The sequence below is a fragment of the Aeromonas sp. R4-3 genome, from assembly GCF_040908275.1.
GTDB classification, from domain to species: domain Bacteria; phylum Pseudomonadota; class Gammaproteobacteria; order Enterobacterales; family Aeromonadaceae; genus Aeromonas; species Aeromonas rivipollensis.
The window spans coordinates 79,078-98,576 of the sequence record NZ_JBFODK010000027.1 but is presented as its reverse complement, the minus strand read 5'-3'; the positions used below and the strand labels follow the sequence as shown (position 1 = coordinate 98,576).

The following is a 19,499-nucleotide window of genomic DNA, read 5'->3' as shown; positions in this document are numbered from 1 at the left end:
CTGCGTCGGTTGGCTCAGATGGATAAGGAGTCTTATGACCATCCCCCGTCATGCCCGCAGTCAGGTTCGCCCTTATGGCGCCCCTGTGGTCGCCACCCTACTGCTGGCCCTGCTCTCGGGCATGTCTCATTCGGTGCAGGCCGCCCAGCCGGTACCCACCGAGCTCAAGCTCGCTATCGGCGCCGAGCCCACCGAAGGGTTCGACCCCCTGCTGGGCTGGAGTCACGGCAGCTATCTGCTGCTGCACAGCCCGCTGCTCAAGCAGAACGCTGATCTCAGCTGGCAGGATCTGCTCACCCAAGCGGTGACCCCGAACCAGGATGGCAAGGGGTGGCTTATCACCCTCAAGCCTGGCCTGACATTCTCCAACGGCGCGCCGCTCACCGCCGAGGATGTGGCCTTTACCTATAACAGCGCAGCCAAGGGCGGCGGCAAGATCGATATGGGCAACTTTGTCTCGGCCAAGGTGCTTTCACCCACCGAGGTGGCCATCGTCTTGAGCGCCCCCCAGAGCACCTTTGTCAATGTGCTGGGATCCTTAGGAATAGTGTCGAAGAAGGATTACGACGCAAAAGCGTATGCCCAAAAGCCTGTCGGTGCTGGCCCTTACCGGCTGGTGAGTTTCCTGCCCGGTCAGCAACTGGTGGTGGAGGCGAACCCCTATTACGCCGGTGGCAACAATGACTTCAAACGGCTGGTGTTTGTCTTTATCGATGAAGAGAGCGCCTATGCCGCTGCCCAGAGCAGCCAGCTCGATCTGGTGCGCATCCCCCCGTCGCTGGCGCCCACCGTGCCTGCCTCCCTCAAGCTGTGGGTACGGCCGAGCGTGGAGAACCGTGGCATCGTCTTCCCGATCCCGCCTGCGGGCGGCAAGGATGCCAAGGGTTATCCCGTCGGCAACGACGTGACCGCGGATGTGGCGGTGCGCCGCGCCATCAACTACGCCATCGACCGCCAGCTGCTGGCCGATCAACTGCTGGAAGGGCACGCCATTCCCGCCTACAGCGCGGTGGAGGGGCTGCCCTGGCAGGGTAAATCGACAGCCTTCAAGGATGGGGATGCCGCCCATGCCAACGCCCTGCTCGACGAGGCGGGCTGGAAGATGGGCAGCGATGGCATTCGCCACAAGGGCTCCCTGCGAGCCGCCTTTACCCTCTGGTACACCAGCGGTGACAGCATCCGCCGGGATCTGGCGGAAGCGGTGCGCGCCATGCTCAAACCCATCGGGCTCGAAGTGAGCCTCAAATCAGGCAGCTGGGAGCAGGTGGAGCGCGAGATGCACGCCAATCCGGTGTTGATGGGGTGGGGGAGTCTGGACCCCATGGAGCTCTATCACCACTACCAGAGCGGTTCCGGCGGCGTGGAGTTCTACAACCCTGGCTACTACAGCAACCCTGTGGTGGATGGCCACCTCAAGCAGGCGCTGGATGCTCCTAACTGGCAGGCGGCCGTGCCCTTCTGGCAGCAGGTGGAGTGGGATGGCAAGAGCGGCGCCGGGGTGCAGGGGGATGCCGCCTGGGCCTGGCTGCTCAACGTGCAGCACACTTATCTCGCCAACCGCTGCATCGACCTTGGCAAGGGGGCGCCAGAGATCCACGGTAGCTGGTCTTTGCTCAACAACCTCTCTGACTGGCGGTGGACGTGCCGTTAAGTTCGCCCTTGAGTCATTCAGCTTATCTGTTGCTAAAAGCCCTGCTGCGTCTGGCAGGGCTGTTATGTCTGGTCTCTGTCGCCACCTTTGTGCTGCTGAGCTACTCCCCCATCGATCCCATCAAGGCCTATATCGGCAACGATCTACTCCATGTGCCGCCCGAGCAGTACGCCCGCATCGCCGCTCGCTGGGGGCTGGATCAGCCGCTCTGGCTGCGCTATTGGCACTGGTTCGGTCAGGTACTCCGGGGGGATCTCGGCTACTCCATGCTCTATAACGCGCCTGTGGGTGAAGTCATAGGCCAGCGCTTTGCTGCCTCCTTCCTGCTGCTGGCGGGCGCTTGGCTGCTCTCCGGCTTTTTCGGCATCTTGCTGGGGCTCTGCGCTGGTCGCTATCTCAACCGCTGGCCCGATCGCCTGATTTGCCGTTTTGCCTACCTGCTCGCCTCCCTGCCCACCTTCTGGGTGGGCCTGTTGCTGCTCGCCCTGTTTGCGGTGCACTGGCCGTTACTGCCGGTCTGCTGCGCCTGGACGCCGGGCCTCTCTGCCGATGAGGCGGACTGGTTGATGCGATTGCGTCATCTGCTGCTGCCGGTGACCACGCTGGCGCTACTCGGGGTGGGCAACATTGCCCTGCATACCCGGGGGCGAGTGGCCGAGGTGCTGGAGAGCGACTTTATTCGCTACGCCCGCACTCAGGGGGATGGCGGCTGGCCCATGCTGCGTTTTCATGTGCTGCGCCATGCTCTGACCCCGGCGATCTGCCTACAGTTTGCCTCCCTCGGTGAGCTGATTGGCGGGTCGCTGTTGGCGGAGAAAGTTTTCTCTTATCCGGGGCTCGGGCAGGCCACCGTGGATGCGGGGCTGCGAGGGGATATCCCCTTGCTGATGGGCATAGTGCTTTTTTGCACCCTGCTGGTTTTTATTGGCAACACTGTGGCTAGTTTGCTGCTGGCGCGCATCAATCGGGGTTGGGAGGGGGAGCATGCTGTTTAATCCGCTTCCCTCCATACTGCGGCTGGGTTTTGCCCTGCTCGGATTGGCGCTGCTGGCCGCCTACGGCTGGAGCCTCTCTCATCAGGATGTGCCGATGGATCTGCTGGCGCGTCAGCAACCCCCCTCGCTGGCCCACTGGTTTGGCACCGATCAGATGGGGCGGGATCTCTGGTTGCGGGCCTTTCAGGGCACCCTCACCAGTCTGGAGCTCGGTATCAGCACGGCCCTGTGCAGTGGCTTGCTGGCCATGGTGGCGGCCAGCGTATCGCTCGTTCACCCCAGATGTGATGCTGCGGTGCGACTGGTCATCGACGCCATGCTGGCGCTGCCCCATATGCTGCTGCTGATCCTGATCTGCTTTACCCTGGGGGGCGGTATGCGCGGGGTGATCCTGGCGGTGGCGCTGACCCACTGGCCCAAGCTGGCGCTCATTCTCTGCGCCGAGGCGCGGCGGATCGCCTGCAGCGACTATGTGGTGCTGGCCCGTTGTCAGGGGATGGGGGCGCTGCGTCGCTGGCGCACCCACCTGCTGCCGGGGCTGTTGCCCCAGTGGTTTATCGGCACCTTGCTGATGTTTCCCCATGCGGTGCTGCACAGCGCCGCCTTGAGCTTTCTCGGCTTTGGTCTGGCGGCCCACGAGGCCTCGCTGGGCCTGCTGCTGGCCGATGCCCTGCGCTATCTGGCCGGGGGCGGCTGGTGGCTGGCCCTCTTCCCGGGGCTGATGTTGCTGCTGCTGGTGTTGCTGTTTGATCAGGCTACCCGAGCCCTGCAACAGCTGCTGTGGCACAGGAGTGAAGCATGCTGAGCTTCGATCATGTGACCATAGAGGCGGCCCACTACTCCTGGCTGGGGCGGCGCAGCTGGCAGCCATTGCTGACCGATATCAGCCTGCAACTGGCGCCGGGGGAGATAGTGGCGCTGGTGGGGGGGAGCGGCGAGGGCAAGAGCCTGCTGCTGCAAAGCGCCCTGACCTTGCTGCCGGACAACCTGCGGATGGGCGGCACTATTTCGCTTGATGGCACGCCCCTGTGCGACGCCAGCCGGGCCCGTCTGCGCGGCCACACCCTCTGTTATGTGCCGCAGGGGGTGAGCGCCCTCAATCCGCTGCTGACGGTGGAGCGCCAGCTCGGCCGGGCGGCGCGTCTCTGCGGCCAGAACGCTTCTCGCGAGCGGCTCGGCGAGCAGCTGCTGCGCTACCAGCTACCCGCTGCCACCCTGGACAGATACCCTCGCCAACTCTCCGGCGGCATGGCCAAGCGGATTCTGGCCTGCACCGCGGCGCTCGGTGGCGCCCGCTACATTCTGGCGGACGAGATCACCGCCTGGCTCGATGAGGAGCTGGCCTGTCTGTTGCTCAGCCAGTTGCGTGAATTGGCCAATCAGGGCAGCGGCATCCTCTGGGTCACTCACGATCTGGCGCTGGCGGCCCGTTTTGCCGATCGCATCGTGGCGCTGCATCAGGGGCAGGTGAGCGATACCCTGAGTTGCCACCATCTGCGCCAGGGGCAGGGGAGCGAGATGCTGCGAGCGCACTGGCAGGCGCTGCCGGAGTTCAACGCGCTCTTTCCTGCTACGTCGGAGGTCTCCTGATGACTGCTTCTCTGAGACAGGCTGTGTGTGGCGCGGCAGATATTCAATCTCAGGCCTCGCCACAGCGTTATTCATGCTTTGTTACCCCGGAGGTCTGTTGATGTTTGAAGTTCGGGATCTCACCATCGCCCAGGGGGAACGCCCCCTCTGGCAGGGGTTATCGCTGACGGTGAAAGCGGGCGAGCGGCTGGGGATATCTGCCCCGAGCGGTTATGGCAAGACCACGCTGGGGCGGGTATTGGCGGGCTGGCAACCGGTTCGGGGAAGCGGGGAAATGCTGCTGGATGGGCAGCCTGTGCCTGAACAGGTAAAAGGTTATAACCCCATCCAGCTGGTGCCCCAGCACCCTGAGCTCACCTTCAATCCTTATCGCACTACCGGGCAGGCGCTGTGGGATGTGTGGCGTCCCGATGAGGCCATGCTGGCCCGCTTTATGGTCAATCCCGAGTGGCTTGAGCGCAAGCCTGGCCAGCTCTCCGGTGGCGAGCTGGCCCGCATCGCGCTGCTGCGTGCCCTCGATCCCCGTACCCGGTTGCTTGTCGCCGATGAGGTGACCGCCCAGCTGGATCCGCAAATCCAGCGCCAGCTTTGGCGTGAGTTGATGATTGAGTGCGAGCAGCGTGGGCTTGGCATGCTGATCTTCAGTCACCAACAGGCGCTGCTGCGCCAGATCTGCCATCGGGTGCTGCGCTTTGGTGAGGTGCCTGCTGAGCAGGAGGCGATGGCTCGTAGCGTGGCCTGAGGATTGGCTTCCCCCTCATCCCCAACCCTTCTCCCGCAAGGGGAGAAGGGAGCAGAAGGTGCCATTTCGCCAGACACGGGATTTGGGGTTTGGGCAATATGACGGGTTGTTATACTCGCAGTCTCTCTCAGTGGGCGAATATTTCGAGCATATTGCCAGCATCCATAAACAGGTTCCCCTTTCCCTGTTGAGACGGGAGAGAAGAATGCGGTATCCACAAACCGGTTCCCTCTCCCTGGGGAGAGGGTCAGGGTGAGGGGATGCGAGTATAAAACGCTGGCCATTCTGTACAGAGAGAACCGTTGGCAAAGTGCGCAGATAAAGAGAGGGAGGCATCAGCCTCCCTCTATTGCTTTCTACCGTTAGCAACGGTGTTTATCCGGTTCAGGTTCAGGCACTGGCCAGCCAGTTGAGCCAGGCATCCATCCCTTCGCCCGTGGTGGCGCTGACCTGGATCACCTGAATATAGGGGTTGACCCGTTTGGCGTTCTCGATGCAGCGGGCCACGTCAAAGCTGACATAGGGCAGCAGATCAATCTTGTTGATCACCATCAGCTGGGCGGCGGCGAACATGTCCGGGTACTTGAGAGGCTTCTCTTCTCCCTCGGTGACGGAGAGGATCGCCACCTTGTACTTCTCGCCGAGATCGAAGCTGGCGGGGCAGACCAGATTGCCCACGTTTTCGATAAAGAGGATGCCCCCTTCATTGGCGGGCAGCTGGTGGCAGGCGTCATGGACCATTTTGGCGTCCAGATGGCAGCCCTTGCCGGTGTTGATCTGCACGGCAGGGACACCGGTGGCACGGATGCGATCCGCATCTCTGCTTGTCTGCTGATCCCCCTCGATCACCGCACAGGGCCGCTTGTCGGCCAGCTGGCGCAAGGTTTCACACAGCAGGGTGGTCTTGCCCGACCCCGGGCTCGACACCAGGTTAAGCACCAGCTGGGCCGTCTCATCGAAGTGTTCGCGGTTGTGGGCGGCCAGCTTGTTGTTCTTGGCCAGCACATCCATCTCGATGGCGATCAGCTGGCGCTGCCCCATGCCGGGGACCGACAATCCCGCTTCCCCTTTGCCATAGTGCAGATCACCCTGCTGATGGTCATGGTCATGGTCATGGTCATGGTCATGGTCATGGTCATGGTCATGGTCATGGTCGTGGTCATGGCTGTGATCATGGGGATGCGCGTGGTCATGGCTGTGGTCATGAGAGTAGGCATGATCATGATGATGGTCGTGGGGGTGATCGTGGGGGTGATCGTGGGGGTGCTCATGACCCTCTGCTCCCACTGGCACCCGTACCCCGTGGTAGTGGTGATGGACATCCCCCTGATGGTGATAGTGGTGGTGAACGATCAGGGTGCGCGGTGCGCTCTGCTCATGTTCGTGATGAGCGTCATGGGCATGAGGGTGGCCGTGCTCATGTTCATGGTGATGATGGTGCTCATGATCGTGAGCGTGGGGGTGTGCATGGTCGTGATCCTCTTCATGGCCGGCGATCCGCGCCTGGCCGCATCCGCATACGCTACACATATCAACTTACCTCGATGTCGGTGATGCGCAGGCTGTTCCCTTGCGCGACTCGTAATTTGTATCCGCCACACTCGGGACAGGCTTGTCCACGCTCGGTGAGGGTGACCGTCTGGTTGCAGTCGTAACACCAGGCCTCTGCCGCCTGGTGCTGAAAGTGAAGTTGGGCCCCCTCGACGACTGTGCCCTTGGCGGCGGCCTCGAAACAGAAGGCAATGGTGTCCGGGTCGACGCAGGAGAAGCTGCCGACCTCGAGCCAGAGGGCGGTCACCTTGGTAAAGCCCCGCTGGGTGGCCTGTTCGGCCGCCAGATCGATGGCGGCCATGGCCAGAGACATTTCGTGCATGGTGGCTCCTTAACCGATATGGGGAGGAGGAGTGACTCCTCCCCCTAATTGGGAAAATGGCATATGGGTGAACGGCATGGCCGCTCAACAGATCCGCGGCAGCAGTTCCCCCTGCGGCAGCTCCAGATAACGGCGGCTGCCCCAGGGGTTATTGAGGATCACCTTGTGACGCTCGCTCGCCTGCACCGCACCGATCTGGCTGGCTGCTGGGTTGAATTGCCGCAAGATGCCCAGTGCGTCCTGCGCCTGTTCGGCAGGCAGGGCCAGCACCATGGTCCCCTCGTTGGCGAGATCATGGGGCTCGAAGCCGTAGAGCTCGCACAGGCCACGCACCGGATCGCACACCGGAATGGCGGACTCCTCCAGCTCGATGGCCACTTGGGAGGCGGTGCTCCATTCATTCAGCACGGCGGCGAGGCCACCGCGGGTGGCATCGCGCAGGGCGTGAGGGGTGATCCCCGCTTGCAGCAGCGCTTCTACCTGGGGCCAGAGGGTGGTGCAGTCGCTTTTCAGATCCGAGCCCAGCTGCAGGGCGTCACGGGCCATTAGGATGCAGGCGCCGTGGCTGCCGATATCCCGCGACACCAGGATGGCGTCACCGGCCTTGAGGCTCCGCACCGAGATACCCCGGCTCTGCTCGGGCAGCGGGAAGGTGCCGACCCCGCTGGTGTTGATAAAGATCTTGTCGGCCGCCCCCTTGGGCACCACCTTGGTGTCGCCGCAGACGATGCGGGCGCCGCTCTTGGCCAGCTCTGCAGCCATCGACTCGACGATGCGGACGAGATCCGCGTAGGGGAAGCCCTCCTCGATGATAAAGCTGGCGCTCAGATACTCGGGCTTGGCCCCCATCATGGCGAGATCATTGACGGTGCCGGCGATGGCCAGCTTGCCGATATCGCCCCCCTCGAAGAAGAGCGGCGAGACGGTAAAGCTGTCGGTGGTGAAGGCGATGGGGCCATTCACCGGCAGCAGGGCGGCATCTTCACCGCGCAGCAGGATCTCGTTGCCAAAGTGGCGAAAGAAGAGCTGGTTGATCAGCTGATTCATCTCCACGCCGCCGCCGCCGTGGCTTAACTGAATTTCTCTCATCTGGATTGGGACTCCGACATGTGACAGAAGCAGACAGGTTTATCTCCACGCACCATCCAGGCACCGTGGCTTAACTGAATTTCTCTCATTGCTGCTGGATCCCCATATATCGGTAGTAGGCATTGCAGGCCCCTTCGGAGCTGACCATGCAGCTGCCCATGGGCTGGGTCGGGGTGCAGCCCCGGCCAAAGACTTTGCACTGGTTGGGCTTGGCCAGGCCGCGCAGAATATCGGCGCACTGGCACGCCTTGTGGTCATCGATGGGGGTCTCACTGAGTTGAAAGTGACGCTCCGCATCGCGTTTGGCGAAGGCCTCGCGCAGGCGCAGGGCGGAGGCGTTGATATCCCCCAGACCTCGCCAGCGAAAGTGCTCGCGGGTCTCGAAAAAGCGCTCGACCAGCCGCTGGGCGGCTTTATTGCCACTGGCGGTGACGGCGCGGCTGTACTGCACCTCCAGCGCGTAGCGACCCTCCACCTTCTGGCGCACCATCATCAGCAGCGCCTCCATCACATCCACCGGCTCGAAGCCGCTCACCACCACAGGCACCTGATAGCGCTGGACTATGGGCAGGTAGATATCGGCGCCTGTGATGACGCTGACGTGAGAGGGGCCGATAAAGGCGTTCACCTTGGCCACTCCGTCGGCCATCACCGCATGAATGGCGGGCGGCACCAGCACATGGTTGATATGAAACAGGAGGTTCTCAATCCCTTGCTCTTCAGCGGCAGCCAGCAAGGCGGCCGTCATCGGGGTGGAGGTCTCGAAACCGATGGCGAAGAAGACCACGGTTTTTTCCGGGTTCTCACGGGCGATACGCAGGGCATCGAGGGGGTCATAGACGGGGCGGATATCGCTCCCCTTTGCGCGCTGCTGGGCCAGCGTGCCTTTGGAGCCCGGCACCCGGATCATGTCTCCCAGGGTGACCAGAATGACGCTGGGCTGGCTAGCCAACTCGATGGCCTGATCGATGCGCTCTTTCGGCATGATGCAGACCGGGCAGCCGGGGCCGTGAACGAACTCTATGCTGGCGGGCAGCAGCTGGTGCAGGCCGTACTTCATGATGCTGTGGGTATGGCCGCCACACACCTCCATCACCCGCAGCGGTTCGGGCAGATCTTTGGCAAGCTCGGTGATCTGGGCGGCGAGGGCGCGGATCACCTGGGGCTGACGAAAGCCCTGAAAGAGGTCACTCAAGGTCAGCATGGCAACATATCCTGCTCTGGCATCAGGGCTACCATCTGACTGAAGCTCTCCAGGCTGGCCTGCGCCTCCTTTTCGTCAATCTTGCTCATCACAAAGCCGATATGGAGCAGCACATAGTCGCCCACCTGGAGAGGCTCTTCGAGCAGCATGCAGCTGACGCGCCGCTGCACCCCCAGGGTATCGACGGTGACGCAGTTATCTTCTGGGTGCAGCTGCACCACCTGAGAGGGGATGGATAGACACATGAATTTCAGGACTCCGACAAGGTGGCACAACCGGTTGTGGCAGGCGGGTGCGTGACAATATGGTGGATGGCAAACCAGAGCTGACCGGCGGCGATGCCACCGTCATTGAGCGGCAGGGTTTCGCTGGTCAATACCTGCCGGCCGATGGCTTCGAGGCCGGGCACAAGCTGATCCATCAGCACCCGGTTTTGAAATACGCCGCCCCCGAGCGCCACCGGATAGCCGGGGAAGCGCTCGGCCAGGGCGATGACCAAATCGCTGATAGCGCGGATAAAACCGGCCGCCAGGCTGGCAGTCGAGGTGCCTTTGGCCCGCTCGCTGACAAGGGTATTGAGCAGTTCGGCCCACTCGATGTGCAGTGGCCCTTCCGCTGGCTGGCTTAGGCCAAAGGTGAGGGGGAAGGGATGTTCATAGGGGGCAAGCTGCAAGGCGGCTGCCTCCAGCAGGAGCCCGGCCTCGCCCTCGTAATCCGGGGTATCGATCACTCCCAAGAGCGCTGCCACCGCATCGAACAGTCGACCGATGGAGCTGGTGTAGGGGGCGTTGCGACCCAGCTGCCAGAGCTGGTACAGGTTGCTGATCCGCTCAGTTGGCAACTTGTTGATCAGCGGAATATCGAGGGCGCTGATCTCCTCAGGACTGTGTGATTCAAATAGCAGCCCCAGCAGCTGGCGCACCGGCTCGCGAATGGCCGCCTCGCCACCGATCAATTTGAAGGGCTTGAGGTGGGCAACCCGCTCAAATCCCTGAACGTCTGCGATCAGCAGCTCGCCGCCCCAGAGGGTGCCGTCATCCCCAAGGCCGGTGCCATCGAAGGCAACGCCCAGCACCGGGCCTGTGATGTCATGCTCGGCCATCACTGCCAGCAGGTGGGCGTGATGGTGCTGCACCTCGAGATGGGTCGCACCCTGATCCCGGCAATAGCTTTTGGCCCACTGGTGGCTGAGATAGCCCGGGTGGCAGTCCGAGACCAGCAACTCGGGTTTGAGATCGTAGAGTTCGCGGAAGGTCGCCAGGGTCTGCTCGAAGTGACCCTGCATCGGCAAACTGTGCAAATCGCCGATATAGGGGCTGTAGATGCGCTGGCGGCCGAAGGCGAGCGCCAGCTGGTTCTTCTGCTGCGCGCCGACTGCCAGCAGTGGCACCTTGACCGCCTCTTGCAGGCTGGGGGTGCAGGGGGCATAACCCCGGGCGAGGCGCAACGTCTGGCGTCGCCCGCCTGTCCACTGCACCAGACTGTCGTCGCAGGGGTGCAGGATGGGGCGGTTGTGATCCAGGATGCCATCAATCTCGGTCCCAAGTTCCCTGACCACCGCCTCGCATTCGATAAGGATCGGGCTGCCGCGACCATTGGCGCTGGTGGCCACCAGCGGCATGGCGCAGGCATCCAGCAGCAGCTGGTGCAGCGGGGTATAGGGGAGCATGACGCCAAGGTAGGGGATGCCGGGGGCGATCCCCTCGGCCAGCGGAGCCGCAGGCTGCTGCGATTTTGACGGCCGATCATCGTTTTTGCGTTTGCGCAGCAAGGTGATGGGTCTGGCCTGAGAGGCGAGCAGTTGCCACTCTGCCTCGCAGCCGATGACATGCAGTTTGGCCTCGGCAAGGGAGCCCATCATCACCGCCAGCGGCTTGCGCTCGCGGTGTTTGAGCGTTCGCAATCTGGCAACACTCTGTTTATTGCGGGCATCACAGATCAGGTGATAACCCCCCATCCCCTTGACCGCGATAAGCTTGCCCGCTTGCAGGGCTCGAGCGGCGGCGTGCAGGGCATCCTCGCGCTCGGCCAGGGCATCGCCACGGCCGCTGCGCCAGCTGAGATGGGGCCCACACTCGGGGCAGCTCACCGGCTGGGCGTGGTACCGTCTGTCCAGCGGGTTTTCATAAGCCGCAGCGCAGCGCGGGCACATAGCAAAGTCGGCCATGGCGGTGTGGGGGCGGTCGTAGGGGAGGCGGCGGATAATGGTGTAGCGCGGGCCGCAGTGGGTGCAGTTGGTAAAGGGGTAGTGGTGGTGACGATCTTTGGGGTTGGCCACATCCGTGGCGCATGCTTCGCACATTCCCTGATCCGGCGAGATGGCGACCGTGGCGGCGCTCTGCTGCTGGCTGGCTTTAATTCGAAACTGGCCATGAAAGGCGCCGTCATAGTCAGGATCATGGCAAAGGGGAAGTGCCCGCTCGCTGAAGCGATCGATGCGACTCAAGGGCGGCGCCAGCTCACGCAGTTCGCGGGCAAAGGTGGCCAGTTGCTCGGGGGAACCTTCGGCACCTATGGTGACGCCGTTGGCATCGTTCAACACATAGCCGGTAATGCCGTGGCGCAGCGCCAGCCCATAGACGAAGGGGCGAAAGCCGACACCCTGCACTATGCCGTCCATATGAAACTCGCGGCGCAGCCTGGAAGGCGTCCGGGTCCGGGCCGTCATGACGCCATCCAAAGAGAGGCAGGCGCCCCTCCCTGATAACAAGGGGGCTGCGGGCCTTCCCTGATGACAAGAGGGCAGGGGAGGGCCAGCAGGGGCGGCCATCCGGCGATCATCCTGGGGAATGTCATGCGATATCGAACTCCCGTCTGCTGGCCTGCCGCCACGGCGTCGGCCTCAGGGTGCAACGGACAGGGTTGCAATGGGCGGCGCCGGGAGGGGAAGGGGCCTTGGCTTGGCAGGGGAAAGAGGAAGGTCGGCCCTGCCGCGGGGGCCAAGTTTATCGGGTCAGTGGCCTCCATTACCTTGATCTCGCACCGGTTTGAGTGCCAGACGCGGCGCTTCTTTGCGATCCTGCGAGGCGGGCCCGTTCGCTATTGAGGAGGGGCATCAGGTGAGAGAGTCGACGGGGCAGTGACGGCGCAGCTTATTGGGCGCCCCGATAGCGCCCTTGCAGGGGGCCGCGTTCAGGGGCGCTGGCATCGGGAAGGATTTTTTGTTTGGTTTTATTTAATGATCTTCATAGATCGAATAGAAAAACTAAACGACCTGGGCGCTTTTTATCGCCTTGTGAGCCCTGGATGGCCTTGCGGGGTCGGCATGGGCCTGGAAAGCGGGGCGTCGCCCGGTTTGCCCGGTGTGCCGGGGAGCTGTGTGGCAAGGGGGAGGGGCCATTTGGCGGGATCTGCCATTGGCGGCTGGGGGCGGCTCGGGTATAGTCCTGCGCCAACAAGATAGGTTCGGATGGAGGCGTCGGCGCTGCGTCAGGCAAGCGGGCCTACTCCTCCCTTCGGCGCGGCTTTAAAGGATATCCCCATGAAATTCAGTCCCCTGCTCGATGAGATGATGAAGGCGCTGCAGGTCTTGCCGGGCGTGGGCCCCAAGTCGGCCCAGCGCATGGCGTTTACCCTGCTGGAGCGCGAGCGCAGCGGCGGCCTGCGTCTCGCCTCCCTGCTCAATCGGGCGCTGACCGAGATCGGTCATTGCAGCCACTGCCGCACCTTCACCGAGAACGATCGCTGCGAGATCTGCGCCAATCCCAAGCGCGAGGAGAACGGTCTGCTCTGCGTGGTGGAGAGCCCGGCAGACGTGGCGGCCATCGAGCAGACCGGCCAGTTCTCCGGCCGCTACTTCGTGCTGATGGGCCACCTGTCGCCCCTGGACGGCATAGGCCCGGAGGAGCTGGGGCTGGAGATCCTGGAGCGGCGCCTCAAGGATGAGCACATCAAGGAGCTGATCCTCGCCACCAATCCCACCATAGAGGGGGATGCCACCGCCTGGTACATCGCCGACATGGCCCGCGCCGCCGGAGTGGAGGTGAGCCGCATCGCCCACGGGGTGCCTGTGGGCGGCGAGCTAGAGCTGGTGGATGGCACCACCCTGTCCCACTCCCTGATGGGGCGTCAGCGCATCTAAACCTGCTTATGTGCCTGCTGCGAAACCGTGATCAAGGCTCATGTGCTGCTCGGAATCCTCATTTATGCCTATAAACTGCGGTTCCTGCGCTGCTCTTCACCTTGCTGACGGCTTCTCGCGACGGCTCATCAACAGGTTTGGCTGGATGGTACAAAAAATGGGCAACCAAGCCCGCGACAAGGGGCCAGTGTGCAACTTTGCTCTCAAGTTTGCACGCAAGCCCCTTGATATTTGGTGGGCCAACCCCATCTAGGTTGGGAATCTGTTCAACCCGACGTTTTGAGGACTGGTCGATGACCCAAAGTGTTCACGCCGAAACCCACGGCTTTCAGACTGAAGTCAAACAACTGCTGAGCCTGATGGCTCACAGCCTCTACTCCAACAAAGAAGTATTCCTGCGCGAGCTTATCTCCAACGCATCCGATGCGGCGGACAAGCTGCGCTTCAAGGCGCTTTCCGATGCCTCTTTGTTCGAAAACGACGGCCAGCTGCGCGTGCGCCTGGTGGTGGACAAAGAGAACAAGACCCTGACCATCTCGGACAACGGCATCGGCATGACCCGGGACCAGGTGATCGAACACCTGGGTACCATAGCGAAATCCGGGACCGCCGAGTTCTTCAAGCACCTCTCCGGTGATCAAGGCAAGGACTCCCAGCTGATCGGTCAGTTCGGGGTGGGCTTCTACTCCGCCTTCATCGTCGCCGACAAGGTAACAGTCATTTCCCGCGCCGCCGGCACAGAGCCGGGCCAGGGCGTGCAGTGGGAATCCGAAGGGGAAGGCTCCTTCACGGTGGCTGACGTGACCAAAGAGGGTCGCGGCACCGACGTCATCCTGCACCTGCGTGCCGAAGAGGAAGAGTTCCTCGACGACTGGCGCCTGCGCGCCGTGGTCGCCAAGTATTCCGACCATATCTCTGTGCCGGTGGAGATGTTCAAGGAGGGCACCCCGGATCGCGAAGAAGATGGCGAGACCATAGTCGGCACCCCGGGCGAGTGGGAGCAGGTCAACCGCGCCACCGCGCTCTGGACCCGCAACCCCAAAGACATCAAGGACGAGGAGTATCAGGAGTTCTACAAGCACGTCGCCCATGACTTCGAAGACCCGCTCTTGTGGGGTCACAACCGGGTGGAAGGGGCCCAGGAGTACACCAGCCTGCTCTACATCCCGGCCCGCGCACCCTTCGATCTCTACAACCGCGAGCAGAAGCACGGCCTCAAGCTCTACGTGCAGCGCGTCTTCATCATGGATGACGCCGAGCAGTTTATGCCGACCTACCTGCGCTTCGTCAAAGGGGTGCTGGACTCCAACGATCTGCCGCTCAACGTCAGCCGCGAGATCCTGCAAGACAACAAGGTGACCGCCTCCCTGCGCAAGGCCTGCTCCAAGCGCGTGCTGACCATGCTGAACAAGCTGGCCAAGGATGACGGCGAGAAGTACGCCAAGTTCTGGAGCGAGTTCGGCAACGTGCTCAAAGAGGGCCCGGCCGAGGATTATGCCAACCGCGAGGAGATCGCCAAGCTGTTGCGCTTCGCCAGCACCGCCGGCGAGGGCGAAGCCCAGACCGTCTCTCTCGAGGATTACGTTGGCCGCATGAAGGAAGGCCAGCAGAAGATTTACTACATCACCGCCGACTCCTATGCCGCGGCCAAGAACAGCCCGCATCTGGAGATCTTCCGCAAGAAGGGCGTCGAAGTGCTGCTGATGTGGGAGCGGGTGGACGAGTGGCTGATGAGCCACCTCACCGAGTTCGACGGCAAGCAGCTGGTCTCCGTCACCCGTGGCGAGCTGGACTTGGGCGAGCTGGAGGACGAGGCGTCCAAGCAGGCCCAGGAGGAGGCTGAAAAAGCCAACGCCGGTCTGGTGGCGCGGGTCAAGCAGAGCCTGGCCGATGCGGTGAAAGAGGTGCGTGTCACCCACCGCCTGACCGACTCCCCCTCCTGCATCGTCACCGACGACCACGGCATGAGCACTCAGATGATCAAGCTGATGCGCGCCGCCGGCCAGCCGGTACCGGAGCAGAAGTACATACTGGAGCTCAACCCCGACCACGCGCTGGTGAAGAAGCTCGACACCATCGAAGACGAGGCGCTGTTCGGTGAGTGGGTCAGCCTCTTGCACGAGCAGGCCCAGCTGGCGGAGCAGGGCGGCCTCAATGATCCGGCGAGCTTCGTCTCCCGTATCAACCGTCTGCTACTCCAGGCGTGATGTAATTGGCCCACTGCAAGGCAGTGGGCTTTTTTTTGGCCGACGCCGCCCCCGGGGCGGCGTTGTCCGCCCTGAGTGTCTGCTGCATTTTCAATCATTTTTCGTGGCAGGGGCCTGCGTCTTTGGTCGCAGAGACGGCGCCAGGGGCTGGTGATAATCTGGCCACTCACACGGGGCGAGCTTGTTAATATGGGCGAAAACGTGTAGTTTTTTGCCTTCTCAAGAATTGAATAACCAATCAATTAGGAGCGTGTATGCGCATTGTTCTGTTGGGAGCACCGGGTGCCGGCAAAGGTACCCAGGCTCAGTTCATCATGGAAAAACACGGTATTCCGCAGATCTCCACCGGCGACATGCTGCGTGCGGCGATCAAGGCGGGTACCGAGCTGGGCCTCAAGGCCAAGGCCGTGATGGACGCAGGTCAGCTCGTCTCCGACGACATCATCATCGGCCTGGTCAAAGAACGTATCGCGCAACCGGATTGCGCCAACGGCTTCCTGCTGGACGGCTTCCCCCGCACCATCCCCCAGGCGCAAGCCATGAAGGATGCCGGTGTGGTGGTGGACTTCGTGCTGGAATTCGCGGTGCCGGACGAAGAGATCGTCAAGCGCATGAGCGGCCGCCGCGTGCACTCCGGCTCCGGCCGTACCTACCACGTGGTGTTCAACCCGCCGAAAGTGGAAGGCAAGGATGACGTGACCGGCGAGGATCTGGTGATCCGTGCCGACGACGAAGAGACCACGGTTCGCAAGCGTCTGGATGTCTACCATCAGCAGACAGCGCCGCTCATCGGTTTCTACGGCAAGGAAGCGGAAGCGGGCAACACCCGTTACGTCAAGATCGACGGCACCCAGCCGGTGGATCAGGTCAGCCAGCAGCTGGCGGCTATCCTCGGCTAAAGCTGGTCTTGCCACCGACATTGCCCGGCGTGCTGGCAATCCTCTTGCCACGCCAAGGGCGATCGCCTGGCAACGACATTGAGACAAGGGTCCACACAGGGCCCTTTCTTGCATTATCACAAGCACCACAAACACCCCACGACAGGACGCTAACGTGACCACGAAAACCGGGATCTTGCTCGTCAATCTTGGGACCCCAGCGGCGCCAACCTCGGCGGCCGTCAAGGCCTTTCTCAGTCAGTTCCTGCAGGACCCGCGGGTGGTCGAGATACCTCGCCTGCTGTGGGCCCCGCTGCTGACCTTCGCCATATTGCCGTTTCGGGCCCCCCGGGTCGCCAAGCTCTATCAGCAGGTCTGGACCGAGCAGGGCTCGCCCCTGATGGCCATCAGCCAGCGGCAGCGGGCGGCGCTGGAGCAGGAGCTCAAGCGGGAAGGGGTCGATGTGCCCGTGGTGCTGGCCATGACCTATGGCTCGCCCTCTCTCGACGAAGGCTGGCAGGCGCTCAAGGCCCAGGGGGTCAATCGGGTGATACTGCTGCCGCTCTATCCGCAGTATGCCGCCAGCACCACGGCCGCCGTGTTCGACGGCTGGGCCCGGGTGATGAAGAAGGAGCGCCACCTGCCGGTGATGCGCCTCATCCGCGACTATCACAATCACCCGGAATACATTCAGGCGCTGGCCATGAGCGTGCGCCGCCAGTGGGAGCAGCAGGGCCAGGGTGAGCACCTGCTGATGTCATTCCACGGCATTCCCCAGCGCAGCGAGGACGAGGGGGACCCTTACGGTCATCAGTGTCGCCGCACCGCCGCCTTGCTGGCGGAGGCGCTGGGTCTGTTCCCCGAGCAGTGGAGTGCCAGCTTCCAGTCCCGCTTTGGCAAGCAGGAGTGGCTCAAGCCCTATACCGATGTCACCATAGCCCAGCTGGGGGCGCAGGGTGTCAAGCGGCTCGATGTGATCTGTCCGGCCTTCTCGGCGGATTGCCTCGAAACCCTGGAGGAGATCCAGGTCGAGAACCGCGCCGTCTTCATGGACGCGGGGGGAGAGCAGTTCCACTACATACCGGCCCTCAACAGCGATCAGGCCCACATCCGCATGATGGTGTCGCTGATCTGCCGCGAGCTGGCGTGAGGGGGCTTCACGGCCGCGACTATGCGCGCCGGGTGTTCGGGTTCAACGATAAAGGAGTGTCTTGATGATGCATATCACGCTGATCTACGGCGGCCTGCTGGGGCTCTTGTTCCTGCTGCTCTCGTTCTGGGTGGTCAAGCGCCGGGCCCAGTTCAAGGTGATGATAGGGGAAGGGGAGGCGCCCGAGATGCTCTCCGCCATCCGTGCCCACGGCAACTTCGCCGAGTACGTGCCGCTCACCCTCTTGCTGATGGCCCTGTGCGAGCTGGCCGGGGTAGGGGCGCTCTGGTTGCACCTGGGTGGGGGGCTGCTGCTGGTAGGGCGCATACTGCACGCCATCGGCATCCAGATCCCCAAGGCGCCGAACAAGCCACGGCTGTTTGGCACCCTCTTCTTCTGGCTGGCCCTGGGACTCTTCTCGGTGCTGGCGCTGGTGCAGGGGCTGTCATTCGGCTGAGGCCAGAGGCCACTTGAGTGCGAAAAACCACCTCAGCGCGAGGTGGTTTTTTGAGGGGGAAAGATCAAACGTTTTCCTCGCAAACCCTTGCCTATACTGACCCCATATTTTAATCGGGCGACTTTTCGGCGGGGTGGATTGTGTTAAAATCCCGCCCCTCTTTCCCCCAGAGCACAGAAGATTGCCATGAAATTTCCCGGTCAGCGCAAGTCCAAACACTACTTCCCGGTCGACAGGCGTGATCCCCTGATCCCGCAAAATCCCCAGCTCACCGAACTGGGCAAGGCCTATGTGGTGGGCATAGATCAGACTCTGGTGGATATCGAAGCCCATGTGGACGAGGACTTTCTGAACCGGTACGGCCTGAGCAAGGGCCACTCCATGCTCATCTCCGACGACGTGGCCGAGCGGGTCTATGAAGAGCTCAAGGCCAACAACATGGTGGTGAGCGAGTTTGCCGGCGGCACTATAGGCAACACCATGCACAACTACTCTGTGCTGGCCGATTCCCACTCCATCCTGCTCGGGGTGATGAGCCAGGACATCCGCATCGGCAGCTACGCCTACCGCTATCTGTGCAACACCTCGTCCCGCGTCAACCTCGACTACCTGCAGCCGGTGGACGGCCCTGTCGGTCGCTGCTTCACCTTCATCACCGAAGGGGGCGAGCGCAGCTTTGGCATCAACGCCGGCAAGATGGACCACCTGGACGTGGCGCACATCCCGGAAGCCATCATCAAGGACTCCTCCGCCCTGGTGATCACCGCCTACCTGGTGCGCGGCGCCGACGGTACCCCCATGAAGGAGGCGGCCATGGCTGCCGTCCGTTATGCCCGCGAGGCCGGTGTGCCCGTGGTGCTGACCCTGGGCACCCGTTTCGTCATCGACGAGAACCCCCAATGGTGGCGTGATTTCATCAGCGAGAACGTGACAGTGCTCGCCATGAACGAGGACGAGGCCGAGGCCCTGACCGGGATCAAAGATCCGCTCGGCGCCGCCGACAAGGCGCTGGACTGGGCCGACATGGTGCTCTGCACCGCCGGTCCCATCGGCCTCTACATGGCGAGCTACACCGAGGAAGACTACAAGCGTGAGACCACCCATACCCTGCTGCCTGGCGTGATCCCCGAGTTCAACATGTATGAGTTCAGCCGCCCCATGGCCCGCGAGAAGTGCCGCAATCCGGCGCGGATCTACTCCCATATTTCCCCCTACATGGGCGGTCCGGAGAAGATCAAGAACACCAATGGCGCCGGGGATGGCGCCCTGTCCGCGGTGCTGCACGACATGGTGGCCAACGCCTATCACCGCATGAATGTGCCGAACTCCGCCAAGCACCTCTCCGAGTTCCTCACCTACTCCTCCCTGGCCCAGGTGTGCAAGTACGCCAACCGGGTGAGCTACGAGGTGCTGGCCCAGAGCAGCCCGCGTCTCTCCCGCGGCCTGCCGGAGAAGGAAGACAGCCTGGAAGAGGTGTACTGGGAGCGCTGATACCGTCATCCGGTCGACAACAAGAAAGGGTGCCACTGGGCACCCTTTCTTGTTTTTGGGGCTGGATCATGTTTTTGGCACTGCTTTTGCT

The 19,499-nt window shown here is 62.6% G+C and carries 18 protein-coding genes; 12 read left to right on the top strand and 6 right to left on the bottom strand.

What is annotated here, in order from left to right:
- Positions 1-34 precede the first annotated feature (34 nt).
- The 5 genes from AB5Y91_RS08095 (at position 35) to AB5Y91_RS08075 (ending at position 4,978) form a co-directional block, all read left to right on the top strand.
- On the top strand, positions 35-1,651 hold the full coding sequence (locus AB5Y91_RS08095) for an ABC transporter substrate-binding protein (protein ID WP_368169505.1): 1,617 nt from the start codon (positions 35-37) through the stop codon (positions 1,649-1,651).
- The gene (locus AB5Y91_RS08090; protein WP_368169504.1) at positions 1,636-2,646 is read left to right on the top strand and encodes an ABC transporter permease; all 1,011 of its coding nucleotides are present in this window, start codon (positions 1,636-1,638) and stop codon (positions 2,644-2,646) included. The genes AB5Y91_RS08095 and AB5Y91_RS08090 overlap by 16 nt, the downstream gene beginning before the upstream one ends.
- Positions 2,636-3,451: an ABC transporter permease gene (locus tag AB5Y91_RS08085; RefSeq protein WP_290028521.1), complete on the top strand. Its 816-nt coding sequence runs from the start codon at positions 2,636-2,638 to the stop codon at positions 3,449-3,451. Before AB5Y91_RS08090 ends, AB5Y91_RS08085 begins: the two co-directional genes overlap by 11 nt.
- Positions 3,445-4,236 carry an ATP-binding cassette domain-containing protein gene (locus tag AB5Y91_RS08080; RefSeq protein ID WP_290028519.1) on the top strand — a complete coding sequence of 264 codons (792 nt, stop codon included), beginning with the start codon at positions 3,445-3,447 and terminating at the stop codon, positions 4,234-4,236. Before AB5Y91_RS08085 ends, AB5Y91_RS08080 begins: the two co-directional genes overlap by 7 nt.
- Positions 4,237-4,336: 100 nt before the next feature.
- Entirely contained in the window at positions 4,337-4,978 is a 642-nt protein-coding gene (locus AB5Y91_RS08075; RefSeq protein WP_368169503.1) for an ATP-binding cassette domain-containing protein, read from the top strand.
- 390 nt (positions 4,979-5,368) lie between these two features.
- Here the strand turns inward: AB5Y91_RS08075 and hypB are convergent, their stop codons facing one another.
- Positions 5,369-6,265, bottom strand: coding sequence for a hydrogenase nickel incorporation protein HypB (gene hypB, locus AB5Y91_RS08070; protein WP_368169502.1), 897 nt, complete (start codon positions 6,263-6,265; stop codon positions 5,369-5,371).
- Here hypB and AB5Y91_RS08065 point away from each other — a divergent pair.
- Positions 6,152-6,532, top strand: coding sequence for a hypothetical protein (locus tag AB5Y91_RS08065; protein WP_368169501.1), 381 nt, complete (start codon positions 6,152-6,154; stop codon positions 6,530-6,532). The genes hypB and AB5Y91_RS08065 overlap by 114 nt on opposite strands.
- Here AB5Y91_RS08065 and hypA read toward each other — a convergent pair.
- The 5 genes from hypA to hypF all read right to left on the bottom strand — a co-directional run bounded on the left by hypA (position 6,510) and on the right by hypF (position 11,812).
- On the bottom strand, positions 6,510-6,851 hold the full coding sequence (hypA, locus tag AB5Y91_RS08060; RefSeq protein WP_163137046.1) for a hydrogenase maturation nickel metallochaperone HypA: 342 nt from the start codon (positions 6,849-6,851) through the stop codon (positions 6,510-6,512). The two genes, AB5Y91_RS08065 and hypA, sit on opposite strands and share 23 nt — an antisense overlap.
- 84 nt (positions 6,852-6,935) lie before the next feature.
- Complete coding sequence (gene hypE, locus AB5Y91_RS08055) at positions 6,936-7,940, bottom strand: hydrogenase expression/formation protein HypE (RefSeq protein ID WP_368169500.1); 1,005 nt, start codon at positions 7,938-7,940, stop codon at positions 6,936-6,938.
- Between the two features lie 85 nt (positions 7,941-8,025).
- Positions 8,026-9,144, bottom strand: a complete 1,119-nt coding sequence (hypD, locus tag AB5Y91_RS08050; RefSeq protein WP_368169499.1) for a hydrogenase formation protein HypD — start codon at positions 9,142-9,144, stop codon at positions 8,026-8,028.
- On the bottom strand, positions 9,138-9,389 hold the full coding sequence (locus tag AB5Y91_RS08045; RefSeq protein ID WP_368169498.1) for a HypC/HybG/HupF family hydrogenase formation chaperone: 252 nt from the start codon (positions 9,387-9,389) through the stop codon (positions 9,138-9,140). Before AB5Y91_RS08045 ends, hypD begins: the two co-directional genes overlap by 7 nt.
- A gap of 5 nt (positions 9,390-9,394) precedes the next feature.
- A complete protein-coding gene (gene hypF / locus AB5Y91_RS08040; protein ID WP_368169497.1) occupies positions 9,395-11,812 on the bottom strand; it encodes a carbamoyltransferase HypF in 2,418 nt (805 codons plus the stop codon).
- 813 nt (positions 11,813-12,625) lie between these two features.
- Between hypF and recR the strand changes: the two genes are divergently transcribed.
- The 6 genes from recR to AB5Y91_RS08010 all read left to right on the top strand — a co-directional run bounded on the left by recR (position 12,626) and on the right by AB5Y91_RS08010 (position 19,408).
- Positions 12,626-13,225 (top strand): recombination mediator RecR, encoded by a 600-nt coding sequence (gene recR, locus AB5Y91_RS08035; protein WP_025326665.1) that lies wholly within the window; start codon positions 12,626-12,628, stop codon positions 13,223-13,225.
- Between the two features lie 293 nt (positions 13,226-13,518).
- A complete protein-coding gene (htpG, locus tag AB5Y91_RS08030; RefSeq protein ID WP_368169496.1) occupies positions 13,519-15,432 on the top strand; it encodes a molecular chaperone HtpG in 1,914 nt (637 codons plus the stop codon).
- A gap of 254 nt (positions 15,433-15,686) precedes the next feature.
- Complete coding sequence (gene adk, locus AB5Y91_RS08025) at positions 15,687-16,331, top strand: adenylate kinase (RefSeq protein WP_106887067.1); 645 nt, start codon at positions 15,687-15,689, stop codon at positions 16,329-16,331.
- A gap of 154 nt (positions 16,332-16,485) precedes the next feature.
- Positions 16,486-17,460, top strand: coding sequence for a ferrochelatase (gene hemH / locus AB5Y91_RS08020; RefSeq protein WP_368169495.1), 975 nt, complete (start codon positions 16,486-16,488; stop codon positions 17,458-17,460).
- A 64-nt stretch (positions 17,461-17,524) separates the two neighbouring features.
- Positions 17,525-17,917 carry an MAPEG family protein gene (locus AB5Y91_RS08015; RefSeq protein WP_368169494.1) on the top strand — a complete coding sequence of 131 codons (393 nt, stop codon included), beginning with the start codon at positions 17,525-17,527 and terminating at the stop codon, positions 17,915-17,917.
- Between the two features lie 186 nt (positions 17,918-18,103).
- A complete protein-coding gene (locus tag AB5Y91_RS08010) occupies positions 18,104-19,408 on the top strand; it encodes an inosine/guanosine kinase (RefSeq protein WP_106887064.1) in 1,305 nt (434 codons plus the stop codon).
- Positions 19,409-19,499 lie beyond the last annotated feature (91 nt).